Annotated in this window: 21 protein-coding genes; 11 read left to right on the top strand and 10 right to left on the bottom strand. The window is 71.8% G+C overall.

Annotation, left to right across the window (positions count from 1 at the left end):
* Positions 1-111 precede the first annotated feature (111 nt).
* Entirely contained in the window at positions 112-546 is a 435-nt protein-coding gene (locus ACTVAJ_RS06805; protein WP_470387206.1) for a CBS domain-containing protein, read from the top strand.
* A 27-nt stretch (positions 547-573) separates the two neighbouring features.
* Here the strand turns inward: ACTVAJ_RS06805 and ACTVAJ_RS06800 are convergent, their stop codons facing one another.
* A complete protein-coding gene (locus ACTVAJ_RS06800; protein WP_470387205.1) occupies positions 574-879 on the bottom strand; it encodes a hypothetical protein in 306 nt (101 codons plus the stop codon).
* Between the two features lie 314 nt (positions 880-1193).
* Here ACTVAJ_RS06800 and ACTVAJ_RS06795 point away from each other — a divergent pair, with 314 nt between their 5' ends.
* Complete coding sequence (locus ACTVAJ_RS06795) at positions 1194-2882, top strand: SPFH domain-containing protein (protein ID WP_470387204.1); 1689 nt, start codon at positions 1194-1196, stop codon at positions 2880-2882.
* On the top strand, positions 2879-4330 hold the full coding sequence (locus tag ACTVAJ_RS06790) for an SPFH domain-containing protein (RefSeq protein ID WP_470387203.1): 1452 nt from the start codon (positions 2879-2881) through the stop codon (positions 4328-4330). Before ACTVAJ_RS06795 ends, ACTVAJ_RS06790 begins: the two co-directional genes overlap by 4 nt.
* 115 nt (positions 4331-4445) lie before the next feature.
* On the opposite strand, the gene ACTVAJ_RS06785 is transcribed toward ACTVAJ_RS06790, so the two are convergent.
* From ACTVAJ_RS06785 to ACTVAJ_RS06775, 3 genes are all read right to left on the bottom strand, one after another.
* Positions 4446-4637: a hypothetical protein gene (locus ACTVAJ_RS06785; RefSeq protein WP_470387202.1), complete on the bottom strand. Its 192-nt coding sequence runs from the start codon at positions 4635-4637 to the stop codon at positions 4446-4448.
* A gap of 172 nt (positions 4638-4809) precedes the next feature.
* Positions 4810-5469 (bottom strand): hypothetical protein, encoded by a 660-nt coding sequence (locus ACTVAJ_RS06780; RefSeq protein WP_470387201.1) that lies wholly within the window; start codon positions 5467-5469, stop codon positions 4810-4812.
* A gap of 73 nt (positions 5470-5542) precedes the next feature.
* Positions 5543-6133 (bottom strand): DoxX family membrane protein, encoded by a 591-nt coding sequence (locus ACTVAJ_RS06775; RefSeq protein WP_470387200.1) that lies wholly within the window; start codon positions 6131-6133, stop codon positions 5543-5545.
* Between the two features lie 172 nt (positions 6134-6305).
* On the opposite strand from ACTVAJ_RS06775, the gene ACTVAJ_RS06770 reads away from it, so the two are divergent.
* From ACTVAJ_RS06770 to ACTVAJ_RS06755, 4 genes are all read left to right on the top strand, one after another.
* The gene (locus ACTVAJ_RS06770) at positions 6306-7058 is read left to right on the top strand and encodes a ribonuclease HII (RefSeq protein WP_470387199.1); all 753 of its coding nucleotides are present in this window, start codon (positions 6306-6308) and stop codon (positions 7056-7058) included.
* A 245-nt stretch (positions 7059-7303) separates the two neighbouring features.
* The gene (locus ACTVAJ_RS06765) at positions 7304-9757 is read left to right on the top strand and encodes an AAA family ATPase (RefSeq protein ID WP_470387198.1); all 2454 of its coding nucleotides are present in this window, start codon (positions 7304-7306) and stop codon (positions 9755-9757) included.
* A 60-nt stretch (positions 9758-9817) separates the two neighbouring features.
* A complete protein-coding gene (locus tag ACTVAJ_RS06760) occupies positions 9818-10558 on the top strand; it encodes a nucleotidyltransferase family protein (RefSeq protein WP_470387197.1) in 741 nt (246 codons plus the stop codon).
* Between the two features lie 50 nt (positions 10559-10608).
* A complete protein-coding gene (locus ACTVAJ_RS06755; RefSeq protein WP_470387196.1) occupies positions 10609-11406 on the top strand; it encodes a tyrosine-protein phosphatase in 798 nt (265 codons plus the stop codon).
* Between the two features lie 440 nt (positions 11407-11846).
* Here ACTVAJ_RS06755 and ACTVAJ_RS06750 read toward each other — a convergent pair whose 3' ends face one another.
* Together ACTVAJ_RS06750 and ACTVAJ_RS06745 are read right to left on the bottom strand one after the other, a co-directional pair.
* On the bottom strand, positions 11847-13451 hold the full coding sequence (locus ACTVAJ_RS06750) for a hypothetical protein (RefSeq protein WP_470387288.1): 1605 nt from the start codon (positions 13449-13451) through the stop codon (positions 11847-11849).
* Between the two features lie 46 nt (positions 13452-13497).
* On the bottom strand, positions 13498-13773 hold the full coding sequence (locus tag ACTVAJ_RS06745; RefSeq protein ID WP_470387195.1) for a hypothetical protein: 276 nt from the start codon (positions 13771-13773) through the stop codon (positions 13498-13500).
* A gap of 461 nt (positions 13774-14234) precedes the next feature.
* Between ACTVAJ_RS06745 and ACTVAJ_RS06740 the strand changes: the two genes are divergently transcribed.
* The gene (locus ACTVAJ_RS06740; RefSeq protein ID WP_470387194.1) at positions 14235-16292 is read left to right on the top strand and encodes a SpoIIE family protein phosphatase; all 2058 of its coding nucleotides are present in this window, start codon (positions 14235-14237) and stop codon (positions 16290-16292) included.
* 237 nt (positions 16293-16529) lie between these two features.
* Entirely contained in the window at positions 16530-18197 is a 1668-nt protein-coding gene (locus tag ACTVAJ_RS06735; protein WP_470387193.1) for an RNA polymerase sigma factor, read from the top strand.
* Positions 18198-18481: 284 nt separating this feature from the next.
* Here ACTVAJ_RS06735 and yaaA read toward each other — a convergent pair whose 3' ends face one another.
* Entirely contained in the window at positions 18482-19279 is a 798-nt protein-coding gene (gene yaaA, locus ACTVAJ_RS06730) for a peroxide stress protein YaaA (RefSeq protein WP_470387192.1), read from the bottom strand.
* A gap of 121 nt (positions 19280-19400) precedes the next feature.
* Between yaaA and ACTVAJ_RS06725 the strand changes: the two genes are divergently transcribed.
* Positions 19401-20111 (top strand): GNAT family N-acetyltransferase, encoded by a 711-nt coding sequence (locus ACTVAJ_RS06725; RefSeq protein WP_470387191.1) that lies wholly within the window; start codon positions 19401-19403, stop codon positions 20109-20111.
* Between the two features lie 139 nt (positions 20112-20250).
* On the opposite strand, the gene ACTVAJ_RS06720 is transcribed toward ACTVAJ_RS06725, so the two are convergent.
* Positions 20251-20475: a DUF7455 domain-containing protein gene (locus ACTVAJ_RS06720; RefSeq protein ID WP_017597872.1), complete on the bottom strand. Its 225-nt coding sequence runs from the start codon at positions 20473-20475 to the stop codon at positions 20251-20253.
* A 460-nt stretch (positions 20476-20935) separates the two neighbouring features.
* Between ACTVAJ_RS06720 and ACTVAJ_RS06715 the strand changes: the two genes are divergently transcribed.
* Complete coding sequence (locus ACTVAJ_RS06715; protein ID WP_470387190.1) at positions 20936-23041, top strand: DNA gyrase/topoisomerase IV subunit B; 2106 nt, start codon at positions 20936-20938, stop codon at positions 23039-23041.
* Positions 23042-23231: 190 nt separating this feature from the next.
* On the opposite strand, the gene cds1 is transcribed toward ACTVAJ_RS06715, so the two are convergent.
* Positions 23232-24386 (bottom strand): L-cysteine desulfhydrase Cds1, encoded by a 1155-nt coding sequence (cds1, locus tag ACTVAJ_RS06710; RefSeq protein WP_470387189.1) that lies wholly within the window; start codon positions 24384-24386, stop codon positions 23232-23234.
* A gap of 106 nt (positions 24387-24492) precedes the next feature.
* On the bottom strand, positions 24493-24819 hold the full coding sequence (locus tag ACTVAJ_RS06705; RefSeq protein WP_470387188.1) for a tetratricopeptide repeat protein: 327 nt from the start codon (positions 24817-24819) through the stop codon (positions 24493-24495).
* Positions 24820-24877: the final 58 nt, after the last annotated feature.

Raw genomic sequence — 24877 nt, 5'->3', positions numbered from 1 at the left:
GCCCGGGACGGCTGGTGCGCGGGGCGCGGTTGGTCCAGACCTGTGGTTGGCGGCTCGGGGAGCGGGTAGTCCTTCGGGACCGAGTGCCCCGCCAGTGGGAGGTGGTCCCCCGTGCTGATCGCCGCGATCCTCCGGTCCAAGGGGGCGGAGGTGGTCAGCGTCGCCCCCGACGCGACCGTCGCGTTCCTGCTCACCGAACTCGCCCGACACCGGATCGGCGCCGTCGTCGTCGCCGAGGGCGACCGCCTCGTCGGCATCGTCTCCGAGAGGGACGTCGTCCGCGGGCTCGACCGGTCCGGACCCGGACTCCTCTCCGCCCCCGTCTCGACCATCATGACCGGCGACGTCTTCACCTGCACCACCGAGGACACCGTCGAGGACGTCAGCGAGGCCATGACCCTGCGCCGCTTCCGGCACGTTCCGGTGCTCTCCGGGGGCAGACTCGTGGGCATCGTCAGCATCGGCGACGTCGTCAAGAGCCGTCTGAGCGTGCTGGAGGACGACCGCGCCGCGTTGGAGGCCTACATCCAGGGCCGCCGCGCGTAGCCGCCGGAGCCCCGGCGGGGGCACCCGTCACTCGTGTGCCCGGTCCCCCACGGTGACGGCGACCGCCGCCGTCGCGGCGGTCACGCCCAGGACGGCCGGCCAGGAGCCGACCTTCTTCGCCAGCGGGTGCGCCAGGCCGAACGCCCCCACGTACACCCCGGTCAGCGCGATCGCGGTGCCCGTTCCCGCACGCCGGCGCCATGTCTCGAACGCCGCCGCGCCGAACGCCGCCAGCACCGCACCGCCCAGCGGCCGGTTGCCGGTGGCGCGGGCGGTGGCGTAGCCGCCGATCAGTCCTGCGGTGGTCAGCGCCGCGGTCGGTACCGAAGTCATCGGATGCTCCTCCTCGTCGTGGCCGCCTTCCGGTGCGGCCCCGAGCACGACGGTAGCCCCCGCTCCGGGGGCACCGCCATACGGCACGCACGCGGGGCGGTGCACTGGGGGCGCCCGTGCTGGCGGATCCCCGGTGCCGCCGCAGGTCACGCTCAGGACACGGGCGATGGGTTTCGGACGTGACCCATGCGACAGTTGTTCCTGTCCGCTCCGGCTGATCCTGTCCGCTTACCCGCTCCTACCTGGAACCGGACCGGGGTAGGCCGCGTCGAACCCGACAGTTCCCCATCTCCGCCAACAAGGAGTCCACGCCTATGTCGTTCGCGCAGACCGTGCGCGGCGCCGCCGACGCCGTCGCCCAGGGAGGCGATCCGCGTCAGGCGATGGCCAGCGCCGTCCAACAGGTCTCGGACCAGGCCTCCGGCCAGTCCGCCGGAGGAGGCGGACTGGACCCCCGCGACTTCGTCGCCGCCCGTGAGCAGGGCGAGTCCGTCGGCACCCGGATCGAGCAGAAGACCACCTCGATCAACAACGCGGGCGAGGCCCTCAACCGCAGCTACCACGAGCGCGGCCGCACCGGCCCGGTTCACGTCATCTGCCCCATGGTCATCCCCCGCGGCCGCACGTTCCTCACGATGCTCCCGGCGATCGCGCTGGTGGTCCTCGGCCTCCTCGGCGCCTTCGCCGTTCTCGTCCCGGCCTCCCTCACCGGGGCGAACCCCCTCCTCAACCCCTTCTTCGGCATCCACTACTGGATCGTCACCATCGCCGTCACGGCGTTCATGTGGTGGCGCCAGGGGATGGTGATGGTCCCGGAGGGCTGTGAGGCGATCGTCACGCGCTTCGGCAAGCGGGAGGACAACTTCAGGCCCGGCAGGGTGACCCTGTTCAACCCCTGGAAGCGCGTCTCCTACATCGTCAACACCACGCGCGAGTACCCCTTCAACGCGCCCATCCGCTCCGCCCCCACCAAGAGCGGCGTCCAGGCGTCGGTCGACCTGTTCGTCCAGTTCCGGATCGAGGACGCGACCAGCTTCGTCTACACCCTGGGCGGCGTGCACGGCTTCCAGGAGAAGCTCAACAACGCGATCAGCGAGACCACCCGCAGCCTCATCTACGAGCAGGAGGCCTCGGCGATCTACGACATGGTCGGTGAGAGCACCCACGCCCTGCTCGACCAGCTCAACAGGCAGTTCGGCGGGATCGTCGTGCTGACCAGCGCCAACATCACCCACGCCGAGCCCTCCAGCCAGGAGTACCGGATGGACCTGGCGGCGCCGGAGATGGTGCGCGTGGCCAAGGACGCCTACACCTTCGAGTACGAGCTCCAGCTGCGCAAGGAGCAGAACGAGGGTGACCTGAACAAGGAACTGGCGACCCTGAACGAGACGCTCTCGGCGATCCAGGCGGACATCGCCCAGTACCAGGCGCAGATGGACACCGCCCTGGAGCGTGAGACCAACCGGGCGCGCGCACTGGCCCGCCAGCGCTTCGTCGAGGCCGAGTCCGAGGCCAACGCGAACGCCGCCCTCCTCCAGGCCCAGGCCCTGGACATCCGCGCGGTCAGCGCCGCCGAGGCCCCCGAGATCCTCAACTACCGCTTCCGCGAGAACCTCCTCGACAAGCTGGAGGCGGTCGCCGACAGCCTGCCGCAGGTCCTGCGGATCGGTTCGGGCGACGCCGCCTCCGTCGACTACCTGCGCATCGCCCAGGAGATCATCGGCCAGACCGACACCGCCCTGTTCTCCGAGGCGGACATGGAGGCCATCCGCGCCCGCCTGGGCGCGATCTCCGCCCGCATCGCCGAACGCGAGGAGGAGATCAGCGCGCTCGTCGCCGACCCCGGGGCCGAGCGGCGCCAGTCGGAGGGCGAGGACCCGGGCGAGGACCTGGTGGAGGAGATCCGCCAGTCGGTCTCGGAGGAGGCCATCGACGAACGCCTCACGGAGGCGCCGCAGGACACCGAGGACCTCGGTCCGAACCAGGGAGGTCTTTCCCGATGAGCCAGCCCGTGAACACCGGCAACGGTTCCAGCATCAAGGAGTCGCTCTCCTCCTGGGGAGACCTGGCCGGTCTGCTGCGCGGCGGCGACCAGGGGGCGCTCGTCCCCGTCGTCATCCCGCGCGACACCCGGGGCCTGCGCTGGACCGTCCTGGTCTGGTTCGGTCTGTTCGCCCTCAGCTCCGCGCTGATGATGGCGCTGAACGCCATGCTCGGCAACGGCGTGGTCGCCTACACCCTCCTGGCGATCCCCGCCATGCTCGTCGGCCTGCTGAGCGTCGTGGCCGCCGGTCTGTGGTGGTGGCGCGGCTCGATCGTGGAGATCGAGGAGGGGACCCACGGGATCCTCACCAAGTACGGCGCCATCGTCCGTGCGATCGGTCCGGGCCGCCACTACCTGTGGCACCCCTGGTCGCGGGTGGACTTCGTGGTCGACACCCGTACGGAGATCCCCTACACGGCGCCGGTCCTGGCGTGCCCGACCCGTGAGAACGTGCCGCTGAAGTCGATCGAGTTCTTTCTCAAGTTCCAGATCACGGACCCGATCCGGTTCGTGACGATCATCGGCGCGAGCAACTTCGACCTGGTGCTCTCCAGCGCCGTGCAGGACGCCATCCGCCAGCGCAGCCGCCTGGTCAACACCGAGTCGGCCTACGACCTGCGCGGGTCCAACGTCGAGGACATGCGCCGCCTGCTCAACTCCCAGCTGGAGAAGTACGGCGTGCGCATCACCGGCTGCAACATCCCCGACGTGCAGCTGCCCAACCAGTACCAGCAGCACCTGGCCACCCGTGAGCGGGTCGCCAAGGAGCTGGTCGCCTACGAGCAGGAGTGGGAACTGACGCGCAAGCGCCGCATCGACACCCTGCTCATGGACATCGAGCGCTCCAAGAAGACCCGCGACGCCAAGATCGTCGAGGTCAACGCAGCCCTCAACAAGGCGCGCAAGGACGTGGCGCAGATGCTGGAGGAGCAGGAGACCGAGGCGCAGCGGGTGCGCTACGAGATCGAGACCCGCGGCCGGGCCGACCTGGTCGCCGCCGAGAACGAGGCCAAGGCCCAGCAGCGGCTGGCCACCGCCTACCGGGACAACCGGGCGGTGCTGGAGTACGAGCTGGCGCGCCGCCGCCTGGACGTGGGCGCCGCGCTCGCGGAGCGGGCACCGCGTCCGGTGGTGGTGCAGACCGAGGCGGGTTCGGGCGACTCCTCGGCGCTGTCCACCCTGCTCACCGCGCAGCTGCTGCCGAAGGTGCTCGACGGTGCGGCGTCCTCCCACCGGGGCTCCTCCGCCGTGCCGTCGGCGGGTGCCCAGGAGGTGGTGGACTCCGCCCAGGGCGCGATCGCGGCCGCCGCCGAACGCCAGCAGCAGATGGCGGACGAGTACCAGCGCCAGCAGGAGACCGCGATGCGTCAGCAGTTCGAGCGCGGAGAGGGGTACGGCCGCCGCTGACGACATCCGCCCCGGCTCCTGAGTCCCGGGGACGGAACCGAGGAGGACCCGTGACGGCCGTCACGGGTCCTCCTGCCGTACACGCCCTCGCGCGCGGGTACCCGAGGGCCGGCCCTCACCCCGCGACGGAGAGGGAGGAGTAGCCCGCCGCGATGTCGATGCCGTTGCGCACGGCGATCTCCACGAGGTCCTCCACCTCGCCCGCGAGGGCGCTGGCGAGATCGTCGTCGCCGGTGGCGTGCGCCCGACGCAGGGCGGTGATCGAGTCGTGGATGCGCAGGTGGAGGGTGAGGGCGAACTGACGCATGGGGCAGCTCCTCGGGGTCGGTGAGGCCGTGGGGGAGGGGTCGGGGACCCTTCCCGGGGGTGCCCCCTGTCTACCGGGCCAAGGTGAGAGCCGGATGTGAGCACGGTAGCGGGCGGCAAAGGGCCGGGAAAGAGGGCCGCGTCGCCCGTCACCCGCGGGTGCGGAGCCCGCCCTAGTGGCTCACCCACACGTACCAGTCACCGGACACGTGCTCGTAGATCCGGGAGCCCTGCCCCGGGACGAACACGCCGACGGGCAACTCCTCCGTGCTGCGGGCGAACCCGGCCGCGGGGTCCAGCAGCCCGGCTCCCTCGACCGTGAAGTGGACGAGGTCGCCGGAGACCGCGACCTCGTCCAGCGGGTAGGCCCCCGTCCACGCGCCGTCACGCGCGGCGGTCGACCCGTCGCCGACCTCCCCGGCCAGTTCGATCAGCTGGTCGGCGGAGGCCGCCAGCCGTAGCTGGAGGGGCACGTCGGCACCGGACAGGCCGAGGGCGGCCGCAGCGATCAGCGGCGCGGAGATCCACCGCAGCCAGTAGCGGCGGATCATCGGACGGGCGACGACCAGCGCGATCCCCAGGCGCAGGGCGCCCATCGCGGCGAGCAGCAGGCCGCACACCAGGCCGACGGTGAACGCGGCAAGGTGCCCGGCCGGGACGCTGTCCTCGAAGACCAGGATGAGCGCGACCAGGGCGCACGAGGGGATGTAGAGCCGGCCGGGCGGCCGGGACGCCCAGCTGATCAGGCGTTGGCCGAGGGTCGGCGGCTCCGCGATCTCGATCAGTTTGGCAACGGACCCGTCGGGGTCCGGGCCGGAACCTGCGGCGGACATGGGTTCCCCTCCGTCGAATCCGCGTCCTCGTGACGCGGTCCGTCGGGCATGCCGAAGGGCCGAACCGGCCGCGTCACAGTCGAGACGGCCGTCCAAGCGCGGCCTCACCCACAGGATAGAGCAGTGGCGGAGCGTGTTCGGGCCGTCGGGAGGAAAAGGGGGGAGCACCGTCGCGGGCGGGCGGCCGCTCCGGGGCGGTGTCCCGGGGGCGGTCGCCGGAACGGGAGGGCCGGGCGGTCCTGGGCGCCAGCACCAGATGGTCCCAGGACCACCGCCCGCCGCGGACGGCCATGAGTACGCACACCGTTGTGACCAGCACGGTCGTCGGCCAGGAGGCGAGCGGGGACAGGTCCGTCCCACCGCCCTCCGAGGCGAGCGCGCCGACCAGGGCGGCCGCCGCGAGGAGGGGACCGGTCAGCCATGTGAGCAGCCCCACGGCGAAGGCGACCGACAGCCCGATCAGCAGTGCCGGAAGCAGGGGGACCAGGGCGCCCGCGACCGTCGTGCCGGGGTCGGACAGGCGGGCGGACACCTCGTCGGCGCGCCCCCGCACCTCCAGGCCGTGTTCGACGAACATCCAGCCGACTCCGACCCGGGTGAGGGCGGCGACGATGTCGTACAGGCCACCTCGGGAGATCCGGGGGCGGCTCCTGGTGGACCGCATGTCCATCCCTCCTGAGGTGGGATCGTGACTGAGCCGACAAGCGGAAACTACCGAACGTGGCCGTGCGCGGCGTCGCGTCACGCGCGGTGAGTCGTGGAAAACCGCCCCCGCACCGCCGGCGGCGGAGGCGCACACGCCACCGGGGGCGGCCCCCAACCCCTATGGTGGTCGGGTGAGCACCACTTCCACGAGCCCCCGCCCGCCCGCCGCCCCCACGTTCGAGGTGGAGGACGAGCTCCGCGCCGACGGTGCCCGGGTCGTGGCGGGGATGGACGAGGTCGGACGCGGCGCGTGGGCCGGCCCGCTGCTGGTCTGCGCGGCCGTGCCCGGCGAGGGCGATCCGCCCGCCGGACTGACCGACTCCAAGCGGCTCACCCCCAGACGCCGCGGGGAACTCGCCGCGCGGGTCGGGCCCTGGGTCGCCGACCACGCCTTCGGCTGGTCCGAACCCGCCGAGATCGACGAGGTGGGGATGACCGAGGCACTGCACCGCGCCGCCCACCGCGCCCTCGACGGCCTGTCGGTGCGCCCCGACGCGGTGATCCTCGACGGCCGCCACGACTTCATCGGCCGCCCCTGGCGGGTGCGCACCCAGGTCAAGGGCGACCTGACGTGTGTGAGCGTCGCGGCCGCCGCGATCCTGGCCAAGGTGCGCAGGGACGCGTTCATGGCCGAACTGGACGCCGACCACCCCGGATACGGCTTCGACGGCGCCGCCGGGTACCCCTCGCCCGTGCACCGCGCGACCCTGGCCGAGTCCGGTCCCACCCCGCACCACCGGTTGAGCTGGTCCTACCTCGACGCCCTCCCGCGCTGGCGCCACCTGCGCACGTACCGCGAGGGCACCGGGCCCACCACCGCGGCGCCGCCCGGAGCGCGGGGAGACGGCCCCGAGGACCAGGGTGAGCAGTTGTCCCTGCTGTGACCGCCGCGCGGACGGCGGCCGACGCGTCCGCGCCCGGACGGGGGACGGCGCCCCGCCCGGATCCGTGCCCCTCCGGGCGCGACACGCCGCCTCGCACTGGACATCCACACCACTTCGGGCAAGGCTGGTGGCGTTGCCGATGCCGTGGACACGGCTGTGGAGCCGGTCCCCCCGGCACCACCTCGGCCGGCCCCCACGGTCAGGAGAGCCGACCTCCCACGGACCCCCAGGCAGGAAGGGTACGGATGACGCGCGATACGCATTCCACCGCCGCCGCGGAACCGGAACGCGCGTCCGGCCTCGCCCGTGTGCGCGCCCTGTACCACCGCGTCCCCCTCGGCAGGCGGCTGGTGGCCGCTCTGGTCCTGGTCACGGTGGTCGCCGTCGTCGCGCTCGTGGTGAGCCTGCCGGTCCTGGGCGCGGTGGCCACCACACTCGCCCTCCTCCTGCTCCTCGCCGCCCTCATGCGTTCGCTCGACGCGTTCGTCACGGTGTTGGTGTGCATCGTGTGGCTGACGGTGGCCATCCCCCTGTTCCAGATCCCGCTCACCGGAGAGCCGGCGACGCTCCTGCTCCTCCCGCTGCCCCCGCTCGTCGTCCTCGCCGCGAGCCGCGTGCGCGAGTTCCCCGTGTGGCACACCGCCGCGCTGTCCCTCACCGCCGGGCTCGTCACCGGGTTCTCCCTTGCCCTGGCCGGGATGATGATTCCCGCGCTGCCCGCCTCCTGGGGCGTCGCGCTGCTCTACGCCGCCGCCGGGGCCTGCCTGGTGTGGCGGCTGACCGCCTCCCGGCAGATCACCAGGGAGGGCGCAGCCGCGCGCACGACCCCGGCCTCCGCTCCGGACACCCGGTCGGGCGGCGGACGCACGTCCCGGGGCGACTCCGAGCCGGTGCGCGGCCGGACGGGGGACGGGACCCGCGCGGCGCGGGGAGGGAACGGCTCCGCCGACGACACCGAGCCCGTGCCGGTCGACCAGGCCCTGGCCGAACTGGAGGCCATGATCGGGCTCGACCCGGTGAAACAGCAGGTCCGGGGACTGGCCGCCTCCATCGAGGCAGCCCGGCTGCGCGCCGACGCCGGATTCCGCGTCGAGCGCCCCCTGCGCCACCTGGTCTTCTCCGGGCCGCCCGGCACCGGAAAGACCAGCGTCGCCCGCACACTCGCCACGATCTTCCACTCCTTCGGGCTGCTGCCCACCGCCCGCGTCGTGGAGGCCCAGCGCGCCGACCTGGTCGGTGAGTACCTGGGCGCTACCGCGATCCGCACCAACGAGCTCATCGACCGCGCGCTGGGCGGGGTGCTCTTCATCGACGAGGCCTACTCCCTGGTCAACGAGGGCGACGGCCAGCCCGACCGGTTCGGCAACGAGGCCGTGCAGACCCTGCTCAAGCGCGCCGAGGACGACCGCGACCGGCTCGTGATCGTTCTGGCCGGGTACGAGCAGGAGATGGACGCCTTCCTGGCCTCCAACCCCGGCCTGGCCTCGCGCTTCGCCACCCGCATCACCTTTCCCAGCTATTCCGCGGACGAGCTGTCCCGTATCGCCGGGTTCCTGGTGTCGCAGCGGGGCGACAGCCTCGACGACGACGCGGCCCGGGAGCTCCGGCGCGGCTTCGACCAGGCGGTGCGGATCGAGGCGGTCGACGAACTCGGCAACGGACGCTTCGCCCGCTCGGTGGTGGAGAAGGCCGCCCAGGCACGTGACGTGCGTGTGGTCACGGCCGGTGCGCGGGAGGGGGAGCCCGCGCACCGGCCCGAGGCCGAGGACCTCATCACGGTCCGCGCCGTCGACGTGGCCACGGCCTACGGGGAGCTCACCTCCCACCTGCCCGGTTTCGGTGAGGCGCCGGGTATCGAGGAGGCGATGGCCGAACTGGACGCCATGATCGGGCTGGAACCGGTCAAGGAGCAGGTCCGCTCGATCGTCGCCCAGCTGCGGGTCGCCAAGCTCCGTGAGGAGCAGGGCCTGCCCAACCAGGCACCGATGCGGCACTTCGTCTTCTCCGGTCCGCCGGGTACCGGCAAGACCACGGTCGCGCGCGTCCTCGGCCGGGTCTTCTCCGCGCTGGGGCTGCTCGGCCGGGCCGAGGTGGTCGAGGCCCAGCGCGCCGACCTGGTCGGTGAGCACCTGGGCGCCACCGCGATCCGCACCAACCGGCTGGTCGACCGCGCGCTGGGCGGCGTGCTGTTCGTCGACGAGGCCTACTCCCTGGTCAACCCCGGTTACAGCGGCGGTGACGCGTTCGGGGCTGAGGCCGTGCAGACCCTGCTCAAGCGCGCCGAGGACGACCGCGACCGGCTGGTCGTGGTCCTGGCCGGGTACCCCGACGAGATGGAGCGCTTCCTGGTGTCCAACTCCGGACTGTCCTCGCGGTTCAACGTGCGCGTGCGTTTCCCCTCCTACACCGCGGAGGAGCTGACCGCGATCGCCGAGGCGGTCGCGGCGCGTACGGGCGACGCCTTCGACGACGGCGCGCGCGAGGACCTGCACAGCATCTTCACGCACGTGTGCGCGGAGGGCTGGATCGACGAGTTCGGCAACGGGCGCTTCGCCCGCTCCCTGTTCGAGAGGGCGTGCTCCCACCGCGACCTGCGGGTCTCCCAGGAGGTCGGCGAGACCGCGACCGCGGCCCAACTCACCGTGGTCACCAGCGCGGACGTCCGGCTGGCCTACGCCGACGCCACCCAGCAGGCCTGAGGAGCGGGTCCCCCCGACACGGCCTCGGCGCCCGGCGGGCCGACTGCTAGGGTCCGGTCCATGACCGCGACACCCTCACCTTCCGCGCCTCCCGTCACCCAGGCGCTCATCCTCGCCGGCGGCCAGGCCACGCGGCTGCGGCCCTACACCGACACCCGCCCCAAGGCGATGGTCGAGGTGGCCGGACGCCCGATCATCGACTACCAGCTGGAGTGGCTGGCCTCCCACGGTGTCGAGCAGGTCGTCGTCTCCTGCGGCTACAAGGCCGAGGTGCTGCGCGACCACCTGGCCGCACGGACGGAGGGGCCGGAGATCACCCTGCTGGTCGAGGACGAACCGCTCGGCCGGGGCGGGGCCCTCCGGTACGCCGCCAGCGGGCTGCGCGACCGGGAGGCACCCTACTTCGCGCTCAACGGGGACGTGCTCACCTGGTTCCCGCTCGACGCGATGACCGCGCACCACCGCGAGCGCGGCGGGCTGGCCACCCTCGCCCTGTCGCAGTTCCGCACCACATGGGGCATCGTCGACGTCGACGACCAGGACCGGATCGAGGGGTTCACCCAGAGCCCGCTGCTCCCGGTGTGGATCAACGCGGGCGTCTACCTGTTCGAGCCGGGGATCACCCCCCTGCTGCCGGTCAAGGGCGACCACGAGTCCTCCACCTTCCCCGACCTGGCCGGGCAGGGCCGGCTGACGGCCTACCGCATCGACGGCTTCTGGCGCGGGGTGGACACCGCCAAGGACGTCAAGGAGGCGGGCGAGGCGATCACCGCCATGGGCCAGGCCGATCCGCCCCGTTAGGCGCCCCTTCCCCGGAACGTCAGACGCGGGCCGATCGGGTTCTGGGGCGGGTGGGTATCGTCGCGAGCGTGACAAAAGACGGATTCATCCTCCCCAGCGCCCCCAACTTCCGTGACCTCGGCGGCCACCGCACGACCTCAGGGCACACGGTCCGCACCGGGGTCCTCTTCCGCTCCGACGCCCTGCACTCGGTGTCCGACGAGGACCTGCCCGCCTACCACGGCCTGGGCATCCGCCAGTTGGTCGACCTGCGCACGCCCCGCGCACGGGCGAGTCTGCCCGACATCATGCCGACCGGGGCCGAGTACGCCCCCGTGGCCGTGCAGGACCCCGACACGGTCGGGGCCAACCTCGAGGACGTACTCGCCGACCCCGAGGCCGCCCGCGCCATGTTCGGCGACGGCGCGGCCGAGCGCTTCATGCACGCCGTCTACCGGGCACTGGTCACGGACAGCACGGCCCTGAAGGGCTACCGCGACCTGGTCGAGCGCGCCGCCGAGGGACCCACCGCCCTCGTCTTCCACTGCAGTGCGGGCAAGGACCGCACCGGTTGGGGCGCGGCGCTCCTCCTGCGCCTGCTGGGCGTCGACCACGCCACCGTCGTCGCCGACTACCTGGTCAGCAACGAGCGCCAGGAGGGCACCGAGCGGTGGATGCGCAAGCTGTCGGCCAACAGCGGGCTCGACTGGGCGGACCTGGCGCCGATGACACGGGTCCGCCCCGAGTACCTGGACACCGCGCTGTCGCACGCCGACGCGGTGTACGGCTCCTTCGACTCCTACGTCACCGAGGGTCTCCGGATCTCCGACGGCACCGTGCGGCGGCTGCGGGAGCGCATGCTGGACTGAGTTCATGCGCGCTCGCAGGCTCGCGCGGGGCTCGGGGCGTGGAGAACGGGGATTCTTCATTCTCGGTGGCGCCTGTGGCTCGTTCCTCGCCGACGGCTTGCCTCGTCTTGCAGAACCCCGTACGCCCCTTGCTGTTCATGCGCGCTCGCAGGCTCGCGCGGGGCTCGGGGTGTGGAGGACGGGGGGTCTTCGGTCTCGGTGGCGCCTGTGGCTCGTTCCTCGCCGGTGGCTTGCCTCGTCTTGCAGAACCCCGTACGCCCCTCGCTGTTCATGCGCGCTCGCAGGCTCGCGTGGGGCTCGGGGTGTGGAGGACGGGGGGTCTTCGGTCTCGGTGGCGCCTGTGGCTCGTTCCTCGCCGACGGCTTGCCTCGTCTTGCGGAACCCCGTACACCCCTCGCTGTTCATGCGGCCTCGCGGGCCCGCCCGTCGCCCGCCGGGACTCAGAGTGAGTCCAGGCGGCGGCGCAGGTCGGTCTCGTCTGAGGCCGACTCCAGTTCCGCGCCCAGGGCGGCCAGTACGCCGGGTCGGTCCACGCCCCGGTCGAGCAGGCGTCGGGCTGCCCGCCACAGGTGAGCGGGGCGCCCGTGCCAGAGCCGTTCGGCGAGCCGTTCGTGCCGGTCCAGTTCCCGCTCGCGCTCGGGATCGGTCCCGGTCACCGGGCGGTACCAGTGGTCCTGCCCGGTGGAGTGGCGGCCGCTGTGGGGGGTGGCGGCATCGTACTCGCCGTAGTGGTCCAGACGGAGCAGCGCCCGGCGGCCGTCCCGGGTGGCGGGGTCGAACTCCTCCGGGGCGCCCGCGACGATCTCGCTGGCCAGCAGGGGGAACGCGAACATCCGCCGGGCGAGCGAGGCGAAGTCGCCGTCGGGCAGCAGGCGGCGGACCGCCTCCTGGCGCAGCCCCAGCGGTCTGGCCGGGTCGCGGTAGGTGCGCACGAAGGGGCCGGTGGACTCCCACACGGCGTCGAGCGTTGCTCCCACGGCGACCTCCGGCAGCCGCGAGAGCGCTCCCGCCCAGCGCACCCACGCCGCCAGGACGTGCGGCATCGCCTCCTGCTCCTCCGGCAGCAGCACGACGCGTCCGGGCAGCCAGTGCAGCAGGAACGACTCCACCTTGCGGGGGCTGACGCGCAGCGGCCGACCGGAGTCCACGTCGCAGCCGTGGGCGATGACGTGGTCGACACAGCGGCTGGCGGCGTAGGAGTCCGAGAGCCCGGCGGCCTCCTCCGAGGCCAGGAAGCGCGCCGCGAGCACGGCGCGGCTGTCGCGCCGCCACACCGGGACGGCCGGGGCGTCGGGCCCCGGGGCCGGGAGCGCCCGGACCCGGGAGCGGGCGAGTGCGTAGTGGGCGGCCAGGGAACCGCCGGTGAGGTCTGCGGCGCCCAGTCCGACGGCGTGCACCGTGGGACCCGCACCGGGGTCGTCGGAGGCCCCGCCCACGACCAGGTCGGTTCGTTCCAGGGCCCGGGTGAGCAGGGCGCGGGCCGATCCGAGGCCGATCGCGCAGAACCGGGTGAAGTCGTCCTCCTCCGCGCGGGCGCGGCACTGGTCGAGTAGCTGGTCGACCTTGGAGGTGACCCACGCGTCGCGCAGCAGTCCGCCGCCGTTGTGGTCCACCACCAGGATCAGGGCGTGCTCCGGCGGAGGGGGCGCCGCTCCCTCGTCCCGCCCCCGCCCGAAGACGCACACGACGTCGTCGGTGTCACCGAACCGGTCGCCGTGGACGTACACGGCCAGCGGGGTGACGGCACCGAGTTGGGAGGCCCACTCGGGCACCTGGAGGCCGTGCTCCCTGAGCGCGATCATCCCCTGTTCGGCCAGGTGCCGTTGGGCCGGAGAGGTGCCCAGGGCGCTGACGGCGGCCAGCACACCCAGCCCCGCCGACTTGCCGGAGGCGGTCGCGTGCGCGACCAGCCCCTCGCCGAGCAGGCGCTCCACGTCCACTCCCGGGACGCGCTCACCCCACCAGCTCCCGAGCATCTCGCTGAAGGCCAGCTCCGCGTCCAGGGGTTCGCGCATGGCCAGCAGTGCTCGGGCGGCGCGCAGCATCTCGTCGAAGACGGCGCCGGGTACGGGCTCGGGTCCGGTGGGAGGTTCAGGGGTGGGCACCACCCGAGGGTATGCCAGCGCCGCCGGAACCTGGTCCGGCCTGTGGACGGCGGGGCGGCGGCACGGAGTTGACCATCGCCTCCAGGTGCTCACGGGCGACCCTCTCGACCAGGTGCGGGGTGACCGCGATGCCCAGGTGCTCGACGCAGTTCCACGTGTCGCTGACACAACGCTCGACACAACGATGGGACAGGTTGCTGAACTCGTCGTGGAGCCTCGCCGAGATCCGCCTGAGATCCTGGACCGGGAAGGTCTGGAGCATTCTCGCTCACACCCCTTGCTGGCTTGCTGGAAGATGGCCTGGACGGTGACCTCCACCCATTCCACTTGTTCTGGACGGACTGTCAACCCCCGTCGCGGTGCGCTGTTGACAAAACCTCGGGGAGACAGCGTTTACTCTGGTCTCCCCATCAACGCGGCCCAGCGGTGAGAATTGGACTTTTCGGGCGTATAAAGCCTGGTTTCGGAGTTGGGGTCGGAAACCGGTCGCACGGTGCCGACTTCGACAATGGCGGCGAAACGCCGGAGGGAAACGGCTGGTTGACCGTTTCGCGGCCGGTGCGTGGCTCCGCCCTGACCTTCCGTGTTCGGGCCGCCCTGTCCACAGGGGCCGTTGCGCGAGTGCGGGTGTGTCTTATGCTTGAGCGGTGACAGCGGCCGAGAGGAGTCGCGTCCCCAGGGAAAACGAGTGGGGAGTCCGACGGTTCCGGAGGTGTCGAGCAGGTGAGCGCCGAGACGTCCATTCCGCCTCCCCGGATCGAGGGGGCCGAACTGCCAGACGCGGTGAAATCGCTTCTCACCGACGCCCCCGTCGGATTCGCCCTGATCGGTTCCGACGACCGGCTCGGGACCGTCAACCAGCAGCTCGCCAGCATGTTCGGCGTCGTCCCGGCCGAGTGCCTCGGCCGGACCCCCGCCGAACTGCTGGAGGAGTCGGGCGACTCCGCGGCCGCGGCGGCGCAGCGCGCCTCCCTGGCCGCCGTCCGCGGTGGCGGGGGCACCGTCCGGGACCGGTTCAGCACCTCCCGGGGGCAGGGGTGGGACCTGACCTGGTTCCCGGTCACCGACCCCGAAACCGGGGAGGAACAGGTCGGCCTCCTCGCCGCCCGCGAGCACGAGTCCGCGGTCGCGCGGCGCGACGAGCGCCGGCTGCGCGCCCTGCTCCAGGCGGGCCACCAGATCGTCTGGGCCGCCGGGCCAGGCGGGGACATGCACGAGGACTGTCCCCGGTGGCGCTCCGTCACCGGTCAGGACGCCGAGGCCTACCTCGGCCGCGGCTGGCTCGGGGCGATCCACCCCGACGACCGCACCAGGGTCGAGCGGGCGTGGAACGACGCGGTGCTCGACGTGACCCCCTTCGACGCCATGTTCCGCGTGCGGACCCGTTCGGGCGGCTACGACCATTACCGGGCACGCGCCAACCCGATCAAGGACGGGACCGAAACCGTCGAATGGATCGGCACCTTCGTGGACGTCACCACCGAACGCGAGGCCGACGAACTCCGCGAGCGGCTCAACCAGCAGCTCAGTGAGGCGGCCATGCGCACCGCCCGCCTCCAGAAGGCCACCTCCGACCTCGCCGAGGCGCTCACCGTCGACGACGTGGTGGGCGCCATGTCCGAGATCGGCCGCTCCGGTGTGGGCGCGGACCACACCCGGGTCGTCCTGTACGACCGCGACCGCCTCCGCCTGCGCACCATGGCCGCCGGTCACACCCACGCGCCGCACCGGGCCTCGTTCCCGCTCGAACACCCCGACCCCGCCGCCCGGGCCGTCGCCGACCAGGCGCCGTGCCTGGCCGCGAGCCCGGCCGAGCTGAGCGCGCTGTTCGAGGACGCGCCGGAGGTCGACGAGCTGGTCGAGGCCACCCCGGAACGCGCCTGGGTCGCCCTGCCGATGGCCATCGCGGGCCGGACCATCGGCGCGCTGCGCCTGTCCTTCACGGAGCCGCGCGAGGTCACCGACGAGGAACGCGTGTTCCTGGAGGCGCTCGCCGGGCAGTGCGCCCTGGCGGTCGGGCGTGCCCAGCTCTACGAGCGCGAACACGACACCGCGCAGGCGCTCCAGCACAGCCTCCTGCCCGAGGAACTGCCCGAGATCCGCGGTGTGCGCCTGGCCGCCTACTACCGCTCGGGCTCCCAGCACGTGCAGGTGGGCGGTGACTGGTACGACGCCTTCCCGCTGCCCTGCGGCCGCGTCGCCGGGGTGCTCGGCGACGTCATGGGCAAGGGCATCCCGGCCGCCGCGGGGATGAGCCGCATCCGCAACGCGCTGCGCGCCCTGGCCTTCAACATGCCCGAACCCGCCGACGTGCTCACCGGCCTGGACCGGATGTTCGACGCCACCGAGGGGATGGACCAGGTCACCACACTCGTCTACTTCGTTCTCGACCCGGTCACCGGCCAGCTGGACCTGAGCAACGCGGGCCACCTGCCCCCGCTCGTGGTGGCGGGCAACGCCGGCCCCTCACTGCTGGAGGGGGAGCCCGACACGCCGTTGGGCGTCAGCGCTCCCAGAGGCCACCACAAATTCTTCGTGCAACCCGGTAACACCGTGGCCCTGTACTCCGATGGTCTGGTTGAGAACCGCAAACGGTCCGTCGCCTCCGGTCTCGACGAGTTGGTCCGTGTGGCCGCCTCGGCGCCGCCGGAGGCTGTGGGCGACCCACATCAGATGCTGGAGTACCTTGTTGAGAGCATGCTCGAAGGGTACGAGCAGGACGACGACGTCACACTGCTCGCCGTTCAGCTTCCGGTGATCGACTCCGCGTCGGAGCGGTAGACCGTACGAACAAGTCCATTGCCTTGCCTACAGTGAAGAAGCCGTTCCGCCCCGCGACGCGGGGGTGATCCTCCAGGGGGATGACCTCCAGGAGCGCATACGCTTGATAGACAAACGGCTTCCCCGCCCCAGTGGGGACGATCCCAGGCCGCAGGTGGGAGAGGGCGCGCGCCCGGTCCCGGCCAGGCGGACCACCGGGTCCGACAATCTCGCCACACGTCCGTTCGAGAGGTGTTTGTGTCATCTGCCAGTTCGACTCGCTCGAAGCAGTCCGAGTCACTGCAAGAGCCCGTCATTCAGCAGCTGATCGAGCGTGGGCGGTCCCAGGGCTATCTTGAGCCCGAGGACGTGCGCCGTGCCTTCGAAGAGGCCGAAATCCCGATGTCGCAGGCGCAGTCCGTGCTTCGCATCCTCGCCAAGGAGGACGTGACCGTACGAGTGCCCGAGTCGGCCTCCTCGCGGCGCAAGGCTCCCCGGCGCAAGACGGCGGCCACGCGGTCCACCTCGACCAGGTCCACCAAGACCACGACCACGCGGTCGACCAAGCCCGCGCGCGCCGCGGCGGCCCAGCAGCAGCCGGAGACGGTCACCGCCGTCGTCGGCTCGGACGACGCCGAGGACGCTCCCACCGGTACCGCTGCCGCCGGGAAGACCGCGGCCAAGAAGACGACGACCGCCAAGAAGGCGGCGCCGAAGAAGCCCGCGGCCAAGAAGGCGGCCGCCACCAAGAAGGCCGCCACCAAGAAGACGGCCAAGAAGGACCTCGAACTCGCGCCCGCGGGAGAGTTCGAGGACGAGGGGCTGGACGACCTCGAGCACACCGGCGCCGAGCTGGAGCTGGTCGAGGACCCGCCGGAGGCGGCGGACAAGGACACCAAGCCCGCCAAGCCCGAGGCCGTCGGCGCGCCCACCGCGCCCAAGTCCGAGGACGAGTCCTTCGTCCTGTACGACGATGACGACGACGCCCCCGCCGCCCAGGTGGTCGCGGCCGGTGCCACCGCGGACCCGGTCAAGGACTACCTGAAGCAGATCGGTAAGGTGCCGCTGCTCAACGCCGAGCAGGAGGTCGAACTCGCCAAGCGGATCGAGGCCGGCCTGTTCGCCGAGGAGAAGCTCTCCGAGGAGGGCGACGTCCTCACCTTCGAGCTGCGCGACGAGCTGGAGTGGATCGCCGAGGACGGCGGCCGCGCCAAGAAGCACCTGCTGGAGGCCAACCTCCGCCTGGTCGTGTCGCTGGCCAAGCGCTACACCGGACGCGGAATGCTGTTCCTGGACCTGATCCAGGAGGGCAACCTGGGCCTGATCCGCGCCGTGGAGAAGTTCGACTACACCAAGGGCTTCAAGTTCTCCACCTACGCCACCTGGTGGATCCGCCAGGCCATCACCCGCGCGATGGCCGACCAGGCGCGCACCATCCGCATCCCGGTGCACATGGTCGAGGTCATCAACAAGCTGGCCCGCGTCCAGCGTCAGATGCTCCAGGACCTGGGCCGCGAGCCCACCCCGGAGGAGCTGGCCAAGGAGCTGGACATGACCCCCGAGAAGGTGGTCGAGGTCCAGAAGTACGGCCGTGAGCCGATCTCCCTGCACACCCCGCTGGGCGAGGACGGCGACAGCGAGTTCGGTGACCTCATCGAGGACTCCGAGGCCATCCAGCCGGGCGAGGCGGTCAGCTTCACGCTCCTCCAGGAGCAGTTGCACTCGGTCCTGGACACCCTGTCCGAGCGGGAGGCCGGCGTGGTCTCCATGCGCTTCGGGCTCACCGACGGCCAGCCGAAGACTTTAGACGAAATCGGCAAGGTCTACGGGGTCACCCGCGAGCGTATCCGGCAGATCGAGAGCAAGACGATGTCCAAGCTCCGTCACCCGTCGCGTTCGCAGGTGCTCCGTGACTACCTGGACTAGGCCGTGGTCCGGGCAGTGACGATCTGAAGAGGCCGTTTCCGGTGTGCCGTCCCGATCCCTCGGGACGGCACACCGGTGTGCTTCCGCCCCGCCGCCCGCGGGTGTGGCGATCCCCGCGTGTCCTCGGGCGCACCGGGCACTTCCCCGTGTGTTCCAGGGTGTGTCGACGTCCATCCGACGGCAGCCATGCTGTCACCCGGCGTGTAGGTGTGGGATAAAGGCGTGACACGGGGGACGACCGCAGCGGTCGTCCCCCGTGTCACGTCCCGGTGCGTCTCCTCCGGTCAGTCCCGGACGACGACGTCCATCGTGCGGACGGTCCCGGGCCTGGCCGCGGGGTTGAGCTCCACCGTGTGCCCGAGGTCGCGCAGCGCGGCCACCAGCGCCTCCGGGGTCGCGGCGTCCACCCCCTCGGTCAGCAGAACCCGGGCGACGTCGCCGCGGGTGGCCTTGGCCATGTGGCTGACGACGGAGCGGCGCGCCTCCCCGTCGACGACCCGCTCGCGCAGGACCCGGACCGCGACCGTGCGCCCGGCGGCCGCGCCCTTGGGCCGGAACGCGGCGGCGTAGGCGGCCGAGCGGCAGTCGACGAGCAGCCGGTCCTCGGCCAGCTCACCCAGCGGGCCGCTCATGGCGCGCCGCCAGTACGCCCCCAGACCGCCCAGGGGGGGCAGTCTGACCCCCATCGACAGCCGGTAGGGCGGCAGCCGGTCCTGGGGGCCGACCACGCCCCACAGCCCGGAGAACACCAGAACGCGTTCCCGGGCGCGTTCGGCGGCGGGGGAGTCGAGCAGCGAGGGCAGCCCCAGGCGGTCGTAGAGCACGCCCGTGTACAGGTCGGCGGCGCGCAGCGTGGGTGCGGTGTCCAGGTCCAGGTTGCGCTTGAGCGCGTCGGCCTGCCCGGCGGACAGCCCCAGCACCTCCAAAGCCGTCTCCGTCGGACCGGAGCACACGTCGGCCAGCGCCGCCGCGACCTCCTCGCGGGCCCCGGTGAGCGCGGGGAGGGTCAGCGAGGTCGGGTCCAGCCGGGGCCCCTCTCCTGAGGTGGCCTTGCCCTCGGACGGCGGCAGCAAGATGAGCATGGTGGGACTTCCCTGGTACTGCGGGTGGAGAGCCGGATCGGCCCTGCCATGGATCGGCCCTGCCATGGTACGGGGTGGGGGGTAGCATCGTCGGATCATCGGAACCGTCGGGGGGCTCGGGATGCACGCGTGGGCACGGAGGATCGCCCGGGACTGGCCTCCGGAGGAGGCGCGGGTCACCGGCGGGTGGTACCTGGGGTACGCGGAGGGCGTGACCTTCCGCGCCAACTCGTCCGTGCTCCTGGACCCGTCCGTCGCACGGGTGGAGACCGTCGAGCGGTTCTACCGGGAGCGCGGTGCGCCCCCGGCGGTACAGGTCTGGAAGGGGATGGACGACCTGGACCGGGACCTGGCCGCACGCGGGTACGCGAAGGGACGCGCCGCCGTGGTCATGGTGCGCGACATCGGTGCCGCGGACGACGGCGCGGATCCGGCCAGGAGCGGGGTCGAGGTGGCGTCGCGCCCCGACGGGCGGTGGCGGGCGCTGTGGTCGGCGGAGGGTGTGGACACGCGGGTCGCGGAGGGCCAGCACCGGATCATGGACCGCGTCCCGGTCATGGGATACGCGGTGGAGTCGTCGGGCGGGGCCCGGGGATGCGCGGCGGTCGCCGACGGATGGGTCGGGCTGTACAACATGTTCACGGATCCGCGGCTCCGGGGGCTCGGACACGCCCGGGAGATCATCCGGGCACTGCTCGCCTGGGGCCGCGGCCGGGGTGCCGAACGGGCCTACCTGCTGGTCCTGGAGGACAACGCGGCGGCGCTGCGGGCCTACGAGCGCGCGGGCTTCGCCGAGGCGGACCGCTACCACTACCGCGTGGGCGAACCGTAGGCGGCCAAAGGACGCCGGCCGTACCGCCGCCGGGCCCCTCCGCACGACGGCGCGTTTGCGTCGCACACGGAGAGGGCGGCGACCCCTGCCGGGGCCGCCGCCGCATGTCCGTACTTCCGTATGGAGTTGTCCTTCGTGGCTAACGCTCGTCGGCGGTGGCCTTGCTCTCGTGGAGCCTGTCCGTCTCGTCCTGGATGTCCGAGGCGATCTTGCGGAGGGATTCGTCGTGCTTGCGCATGTGGTGCGCGCAGAAGAGAAGCTCGCCGCCGGAGTTCAAGAGCACCCGGACGTACGCCTGTGCACCACAGCGGTCGCAACGGTCGGCAGCCGTCAGCTGCTGGGTGGGGGCAAGGGTTCCAGTCACTTCGCCATCCTCAATACTCGGCGTTAGTCACCTCTGACAACATCTAACCGTCTCCAGACGTTCCCAACCGGTTCGGCTGTACGCCGACAGCGGAATCCGCCCGGTTGGCCACCCGGATGAACGAGATGGGGTCTTTGTCGCCCGCTGTCGGTTCCCTGCCTTGTTGATACCCCCTGTGTGGCTCCGGCATCCCCAGAAAGTGGGAGTATCCAGGTCGCATCCACAGGAGGTGGTAGTCTCGCGCGGGGCGGTACCCGTCGCCGCGTCCACGCGGCCGGACACGGGCGGCCCCCGGCGACGACGCCGGACGCCACTCATGCGGCCCACGACCCCGTCCACTCCACCACGTGGAAACCGACCGGCACGCCGTGGCCTGCCCCCTTTCGTCGGTGCGGCGCGGTACAAAGGGCACGCACCGCATCAGAGCTCCGAAGGCCCTCAAGACGCAGGAGATGTCCGAGTGACCGCCTTGACCGCAGCCGTCCACGACCCCGAGGATTACTCCGCTCGGCACCTGTCGGTCCTGGAGGGCCTGGAGGCGGTACGCAAACGTCCGGGCATGTACATCGGCTCCACCGACAGCCGGGGCCTGACCCACTGCATGTGGGAGATCATCGACAACTCCGTCGACGAGGCGCTGGGCGGCTTCTGCGGCCGGATCGACGTCACGCTCCACTCCGACGGCTCCGTCTCCGTCAGTGACGACGGCCGCGGCATCCCGGTGGACGCCGAACCCAAGTCCGGCCTGTCCGGTGTCGAGCTGGTCATGACCAAGCTCCACGCGGGCGGCAAGTTCGGATCGGGTTCCTACACCGCCTCCGGCGGTCTGCACGGCGTCGGCGCCTCCGTCGTCAACGCCCTGTCCGCCCGGGTCGACGTCGAGGTGGACCGCCAGGGACACACCCACGCCATCAGCTTCCGCCGCGGCATCGCGGGCCGTTTCGCGGGTGCCGGGCCCGACGCCGAGTTCACCCCGGTCTCCGGCCTGGATCAGGTCCGCAAGGTCGCCAAGAAGATCACCGGCACCCGGATCCGCTTCTGGCCGGACATGCAGATCTTCCTCAAGGGCGCCGAGATCGCCCGCGAGTCCCTCCTCGACCGCGCCCGCCAGACGGCGTTCCTCGTCCCCGGCCTGACCATCGCGGTGCGCGACGAGCGCGCCGACGGCGAGCCCGCCTACACCGAGGAGTTCCGCTTCGACGGCGGCATCAGCGAGTTCTGCACCTTCCTGGCGCCCGACGAGCAGGTCAGCGACGTCCTGCGCATCCAGGGCTCGGGCACCTTCACCGAGACCGTCCCGGTCCTGGACGACGCCGGGCACATGGTGCCCGCCGACGTCGAGCGCCGCCTGGACGTGGACGTGGCCCTGCGCTGGGGCACCGGCTACGACACCACCGTCCGCTCGTTCGTCAACGTCATCGCCACCCCCAAGGGCGGCACGCACATCAGCGGCTTCGAGCGCGCCCTGGTCCGGGTGATCAACGACCAGCTGCGCGCCACCAAACTGCTCAAGACCAACGATGACCCCGTCACCAAGGACGACACCCAGGAGGGCCTGACCGCGGTCGTCACCGTCCGTCTGCCCGAGCCGCAGTTCGAGGGCCAGACCAAGGAGATCCTGGGCACCTCCGCGGCCTCCCGGATCGTCTCCCAGGTGGTCGGCAAGGACCTGCGCGAGTTCCTCACCTCCACGAAGAAGGCCGAGAAGGCCAAGGCGCGCACGGTCCTGGAGAAGGTCGTCGGCGCGGCCAAGGCCCGGCTCGCCGCGCGCCAGCAGCGCGAGACCCAGCGGCGCAAGAACGCGCTGGAGAACTCGGCGCTGCCCGCCAAGCTGGTGGACTGCCGCAGCGAGGGCCTGGACCACAGCGAACTGTTCATCGTCGAGGGCGACTCGGCACTGGGAACCGCCAAGCTGGCCCGCGACTCCGAGTTCCAGGCACTCCTGCCGATCCGGGGCAAGATCCTCAACGTGCAGAAGTCGTCGGTCACCGACATGCTCAAGAACGCCGAGTGCGCCGCGATCCTCCAGGTGGTCGGCGCGGGTTCGGGGCGCACGTTCGACATCGACGCCGCCCGCTACGGCCGCATCATCCTCATGGCCGACGCCGACGTGGACGGCGCGCACATCCGCTGCCTGCTGCTCACGCTCATCTACCGCTACATGAGGCCCATGCTGGAGGCGGGCCGGGTGTACGCCGCCGTGCCTCCGCTGCACCGCATCGAGCTGACCAACACCCGGCGCAAGCGCGGCGCCCGGCCCGAGGACCGCTACGTCTACACCTACTCCGACGCCGAACTGTCGCGCACGCTGTTGGACCTGGAGAAGCGGAAGGTCTCCTGGAAGGAGCCGGTCCAGCGGTACAAGGGGCTGGGCGAGATGGACGCCGACCAGCTGGCCGAGACGACCATGGACCCGCGTCGGCGCACCCTCCGCCGTATCCGCGTGGAGCAGGCCGAGGAGGCCGCCTCGGTGTTCAACCTGCTCATGGGCAACGAGGTGGCGCCCCGCCGCAGGTTCATCCAGGAGGGGGCCCAGGAGCTGGACGTCGCGCGCATCGACACCTGACCCGCCTCCTGGGGCCTGCCGCTTCGCTTCGGCCCGTGTTCGGGCGCCTCAAAGGCAGGGATGCTTCATCCTCGGCGGCGCCTGTCGCTCGTTCCTCGCTGCGCGGCTTGCCTCGTCTTGCAGCACCCTGCCGACGCCCGAACGTCAAACCCCCTGGGGCCTGCCGCTCGGCCCCAGCCCTCCCGGGGACCTAGTTCTCGGGCGGGCTCGGCGGTGCCCAGTCCCCGCTCCCGAGCAGTCGGTCGATGGCCGCACGGTAGGGGGCCGGGTCCAGACCGCGCTCGGCCACCCAGGCGTCGTCGTAGTAGCTGTGCTGGTAGCGTTCGCCGCCGTCGCAGATCAGGGTGACCACGCTGCCCCTGCGGCCCTCACGGAGCATCCTGGCGACCAGGTGCCACACGCCCCACAGGTTGGTGCCGGTGGAACCGCCGGCGCACAGGCCGGTGACCTCGTGCAGGTGCCGCATCGCCGCGATGCTCGCGGCGTCGGGGACCGGCATCATCAGGTCGATCACCGACGGCACGAAGCTCGGTTCCATGCGCGGGCGGCCGATGCCCTCGATCCGCGACGGCATCCCCGTGGCGTAGTCGGTCGCGCCGGTCACCCAGCCGGGGAAGAAGGCGGAGTTCTCCGGGTCCACGACCGCCATCCGGGTGCCCAGCCGCCGGTAGCGCAGGTAGCGGCCGATGGTGGCGGACGTGCCGCCCGTGCCCGCGCCCACCACGATCCACTCGGGACACGGGTGGCGCTCCATCGAGAGCTGCTCGAAGATCGACTCCGCGATGTTGTTGTTGCCCCGCCAGTCGGTGGCGCGCTCGGCGTAGGTGAACTGGTCCATGTAGTGACCGCCGGTCTCCCGGGCGAGCCGTTCGGCCTCGGTGTACATGTCCGGCGGGGAGTCCACGAAGTGGCACCGGCCTCCGTAGCGCTCGATCAGCGAGATCTTCTCGGGGCTGGTCCTGCGGGGGAGGACCGTGACGAACTCGAGCCCGACCAGCTGTGCGAAGTAGGCCTCGGACACGGCGGTGGACCCCGAACTGGCCTCCACGATCGTGGTGCCCTCGGTGATCCAGCCGTTGGCCAGGCCGTAGAGGAACAGCGAACGCGCCAGGCGGTGCTTGAGGCTGCCGGTGGGGTGCACCGACTCGTCCTTCAGGTACAGGTCGATGCCCCACTCGGGCGGCAGCGGGAACACGTGCAGATGGGTGTCGGCCGAGCGGTTGGCGTCGGCGACGACCCGGCGGACCGCCTCGTCGGCCCAGGCCCGGGCGCGATCGCTGGAACGGTCCACACACGCGGGGTCGTCAGAGGGGTCGGGGCTGCCGGGGGCCTCGGGACGTGTCATGCCCAGCAGCGTAGCCGCTGCGGGGGACGCTCCGTCCTGGTACGCCCCGGCCGTGCCGGTGTCGCGGGCGGCTCCGCCGGACCGGCGGAGCCGCGCCCGGGACGGTTCAGTCGAGCGATCCGCCGGACATCGCCGCGTGCATACGCCGGTAGGTCGAGGCCTCCTCGTGGCGGCTCTGGCGTTCCAGGGTCCGCGCGAGCGCGATGTGGGCCCAGTTGTCGACCGGGTCCAGTTCGATGATCCTGCGGAAGGTCTGTTCGGCCTTCCGCAGCTGCGCGGAGTGGAAGTAGGCGCGGCCGAGCAGTTCGAGGAGGGAACGGCTGTCCGGCTCGTGTTCGACGATCGGTTCCAGGGTGCGGGCGGCGTAGATGGGGTCGCCCAGCTCCATGAACATGCGTGCGCGGTTGAAGATCTCGTAGGTGTTCTCTTCCACGGTGCTCCTCTCGACGGCGGGGCCGTCCCGGATCACAACGGCCACCGTGGTGACCGCA

The sequence above is a fragment of the Nocardiopsis sp. KDC1DS13DA1 genome (assembly GCF_055632325.1).
This window is presented reverse-complemented; position numbering and strand designations above follow the sequence as displayed.

Coding starts and splice junctions, on each gene's coding strand:
- ACTVAJ_RS06800 (WP_470387205.1), bottom strand. CDS start 879: ATGACTTCGGTACCGACCGCGGCGCTGACCACCGCAGGACTGATCGGC.
- ACTVAJ_RS06795 (WP_470387204.1), top strand. CDS start 1,194: ATGTCGTTCGCGCAGACCGTGCGCGGCGCCGCCGACGCCGTCGCCCAG.
- ACTVAJ_RS06790 (WP_470387203.1), top strand. CDS start 2,879: ATGAGCCAGCCCGTGAACACCGGCAACGGTTCCAGCATCAAGGAGTCG.
- ACTVAJ_RS06785 (WP_470387202.1), bottom strand. CDS start 4,637: ATGCGTCAGTTCGCCCTCACCCTCCACCTGCGCATCCACGACTCGATC.
- ACTVAJ_RS06780 (WP_470387201.1), bottom strand. CDS start 5,469: ATGTCCGCCGCAGGTTCCGGCCCGGACCCCGACGGGTCCGTTGCCAAA.
- ACTVAJ_RS06775 (WP_470387200.1), bottom strand. CDS start 6,133: ATGCGGTCCACCAGGAGCCGCCCCCGGATCTCCCGAGGTGGCCTGTAC.
- ACTVAJ_RS06765 (WP_470387198.1), top strand. CDS start 7,304: ATGACGCGCGATACGCATTCCACCGCCGCCGCGGAACCGGAACGCGCG.
- ACTVAJ_RS06760 (WP_470387197.1), top strand. CDS start 9,818: ATGACCGCGACACCCTCACCTTCCGCGCCTCCCGTCACCCAGGCGCTC.
- ACTVAJ_RS06750 (WP_470387288.1), bottom strand. CDS start 13,451: ATGCTGCGCGCCGCCCGAGCACTGCTGGCCATGCGCGAACCCCTGGAC.
- ACTVAJ_RS06745 (WP_470387195.1), bottom strand. CDS start 13,773: ATGCTCCAGACCTTCCCGGTCCAGGATCTCAGGCGGATCTCGGCGAGG.
- yaaA (WP_470387192.1), bottom strand. CDS start 19,279: ATGCTCATCTTGCTGCCGCCGTCCGAGGGCAAGGCCACCTCAGGAGAG.
- ACTVAJ_RS06725 (WP_470387191.1), top strand. CDS start 19,401: ATGCACGCGTGGGCACGGAGGATCGCCCGGGACTGGCCTCCGGAGGAG.
- cds1 (WP_470387189.1), bottom strand. CDS start 24,386: ATGACACGTCCCGAGGCCCCCGGCAGCCCCGACCCCTCTGACGACCCC.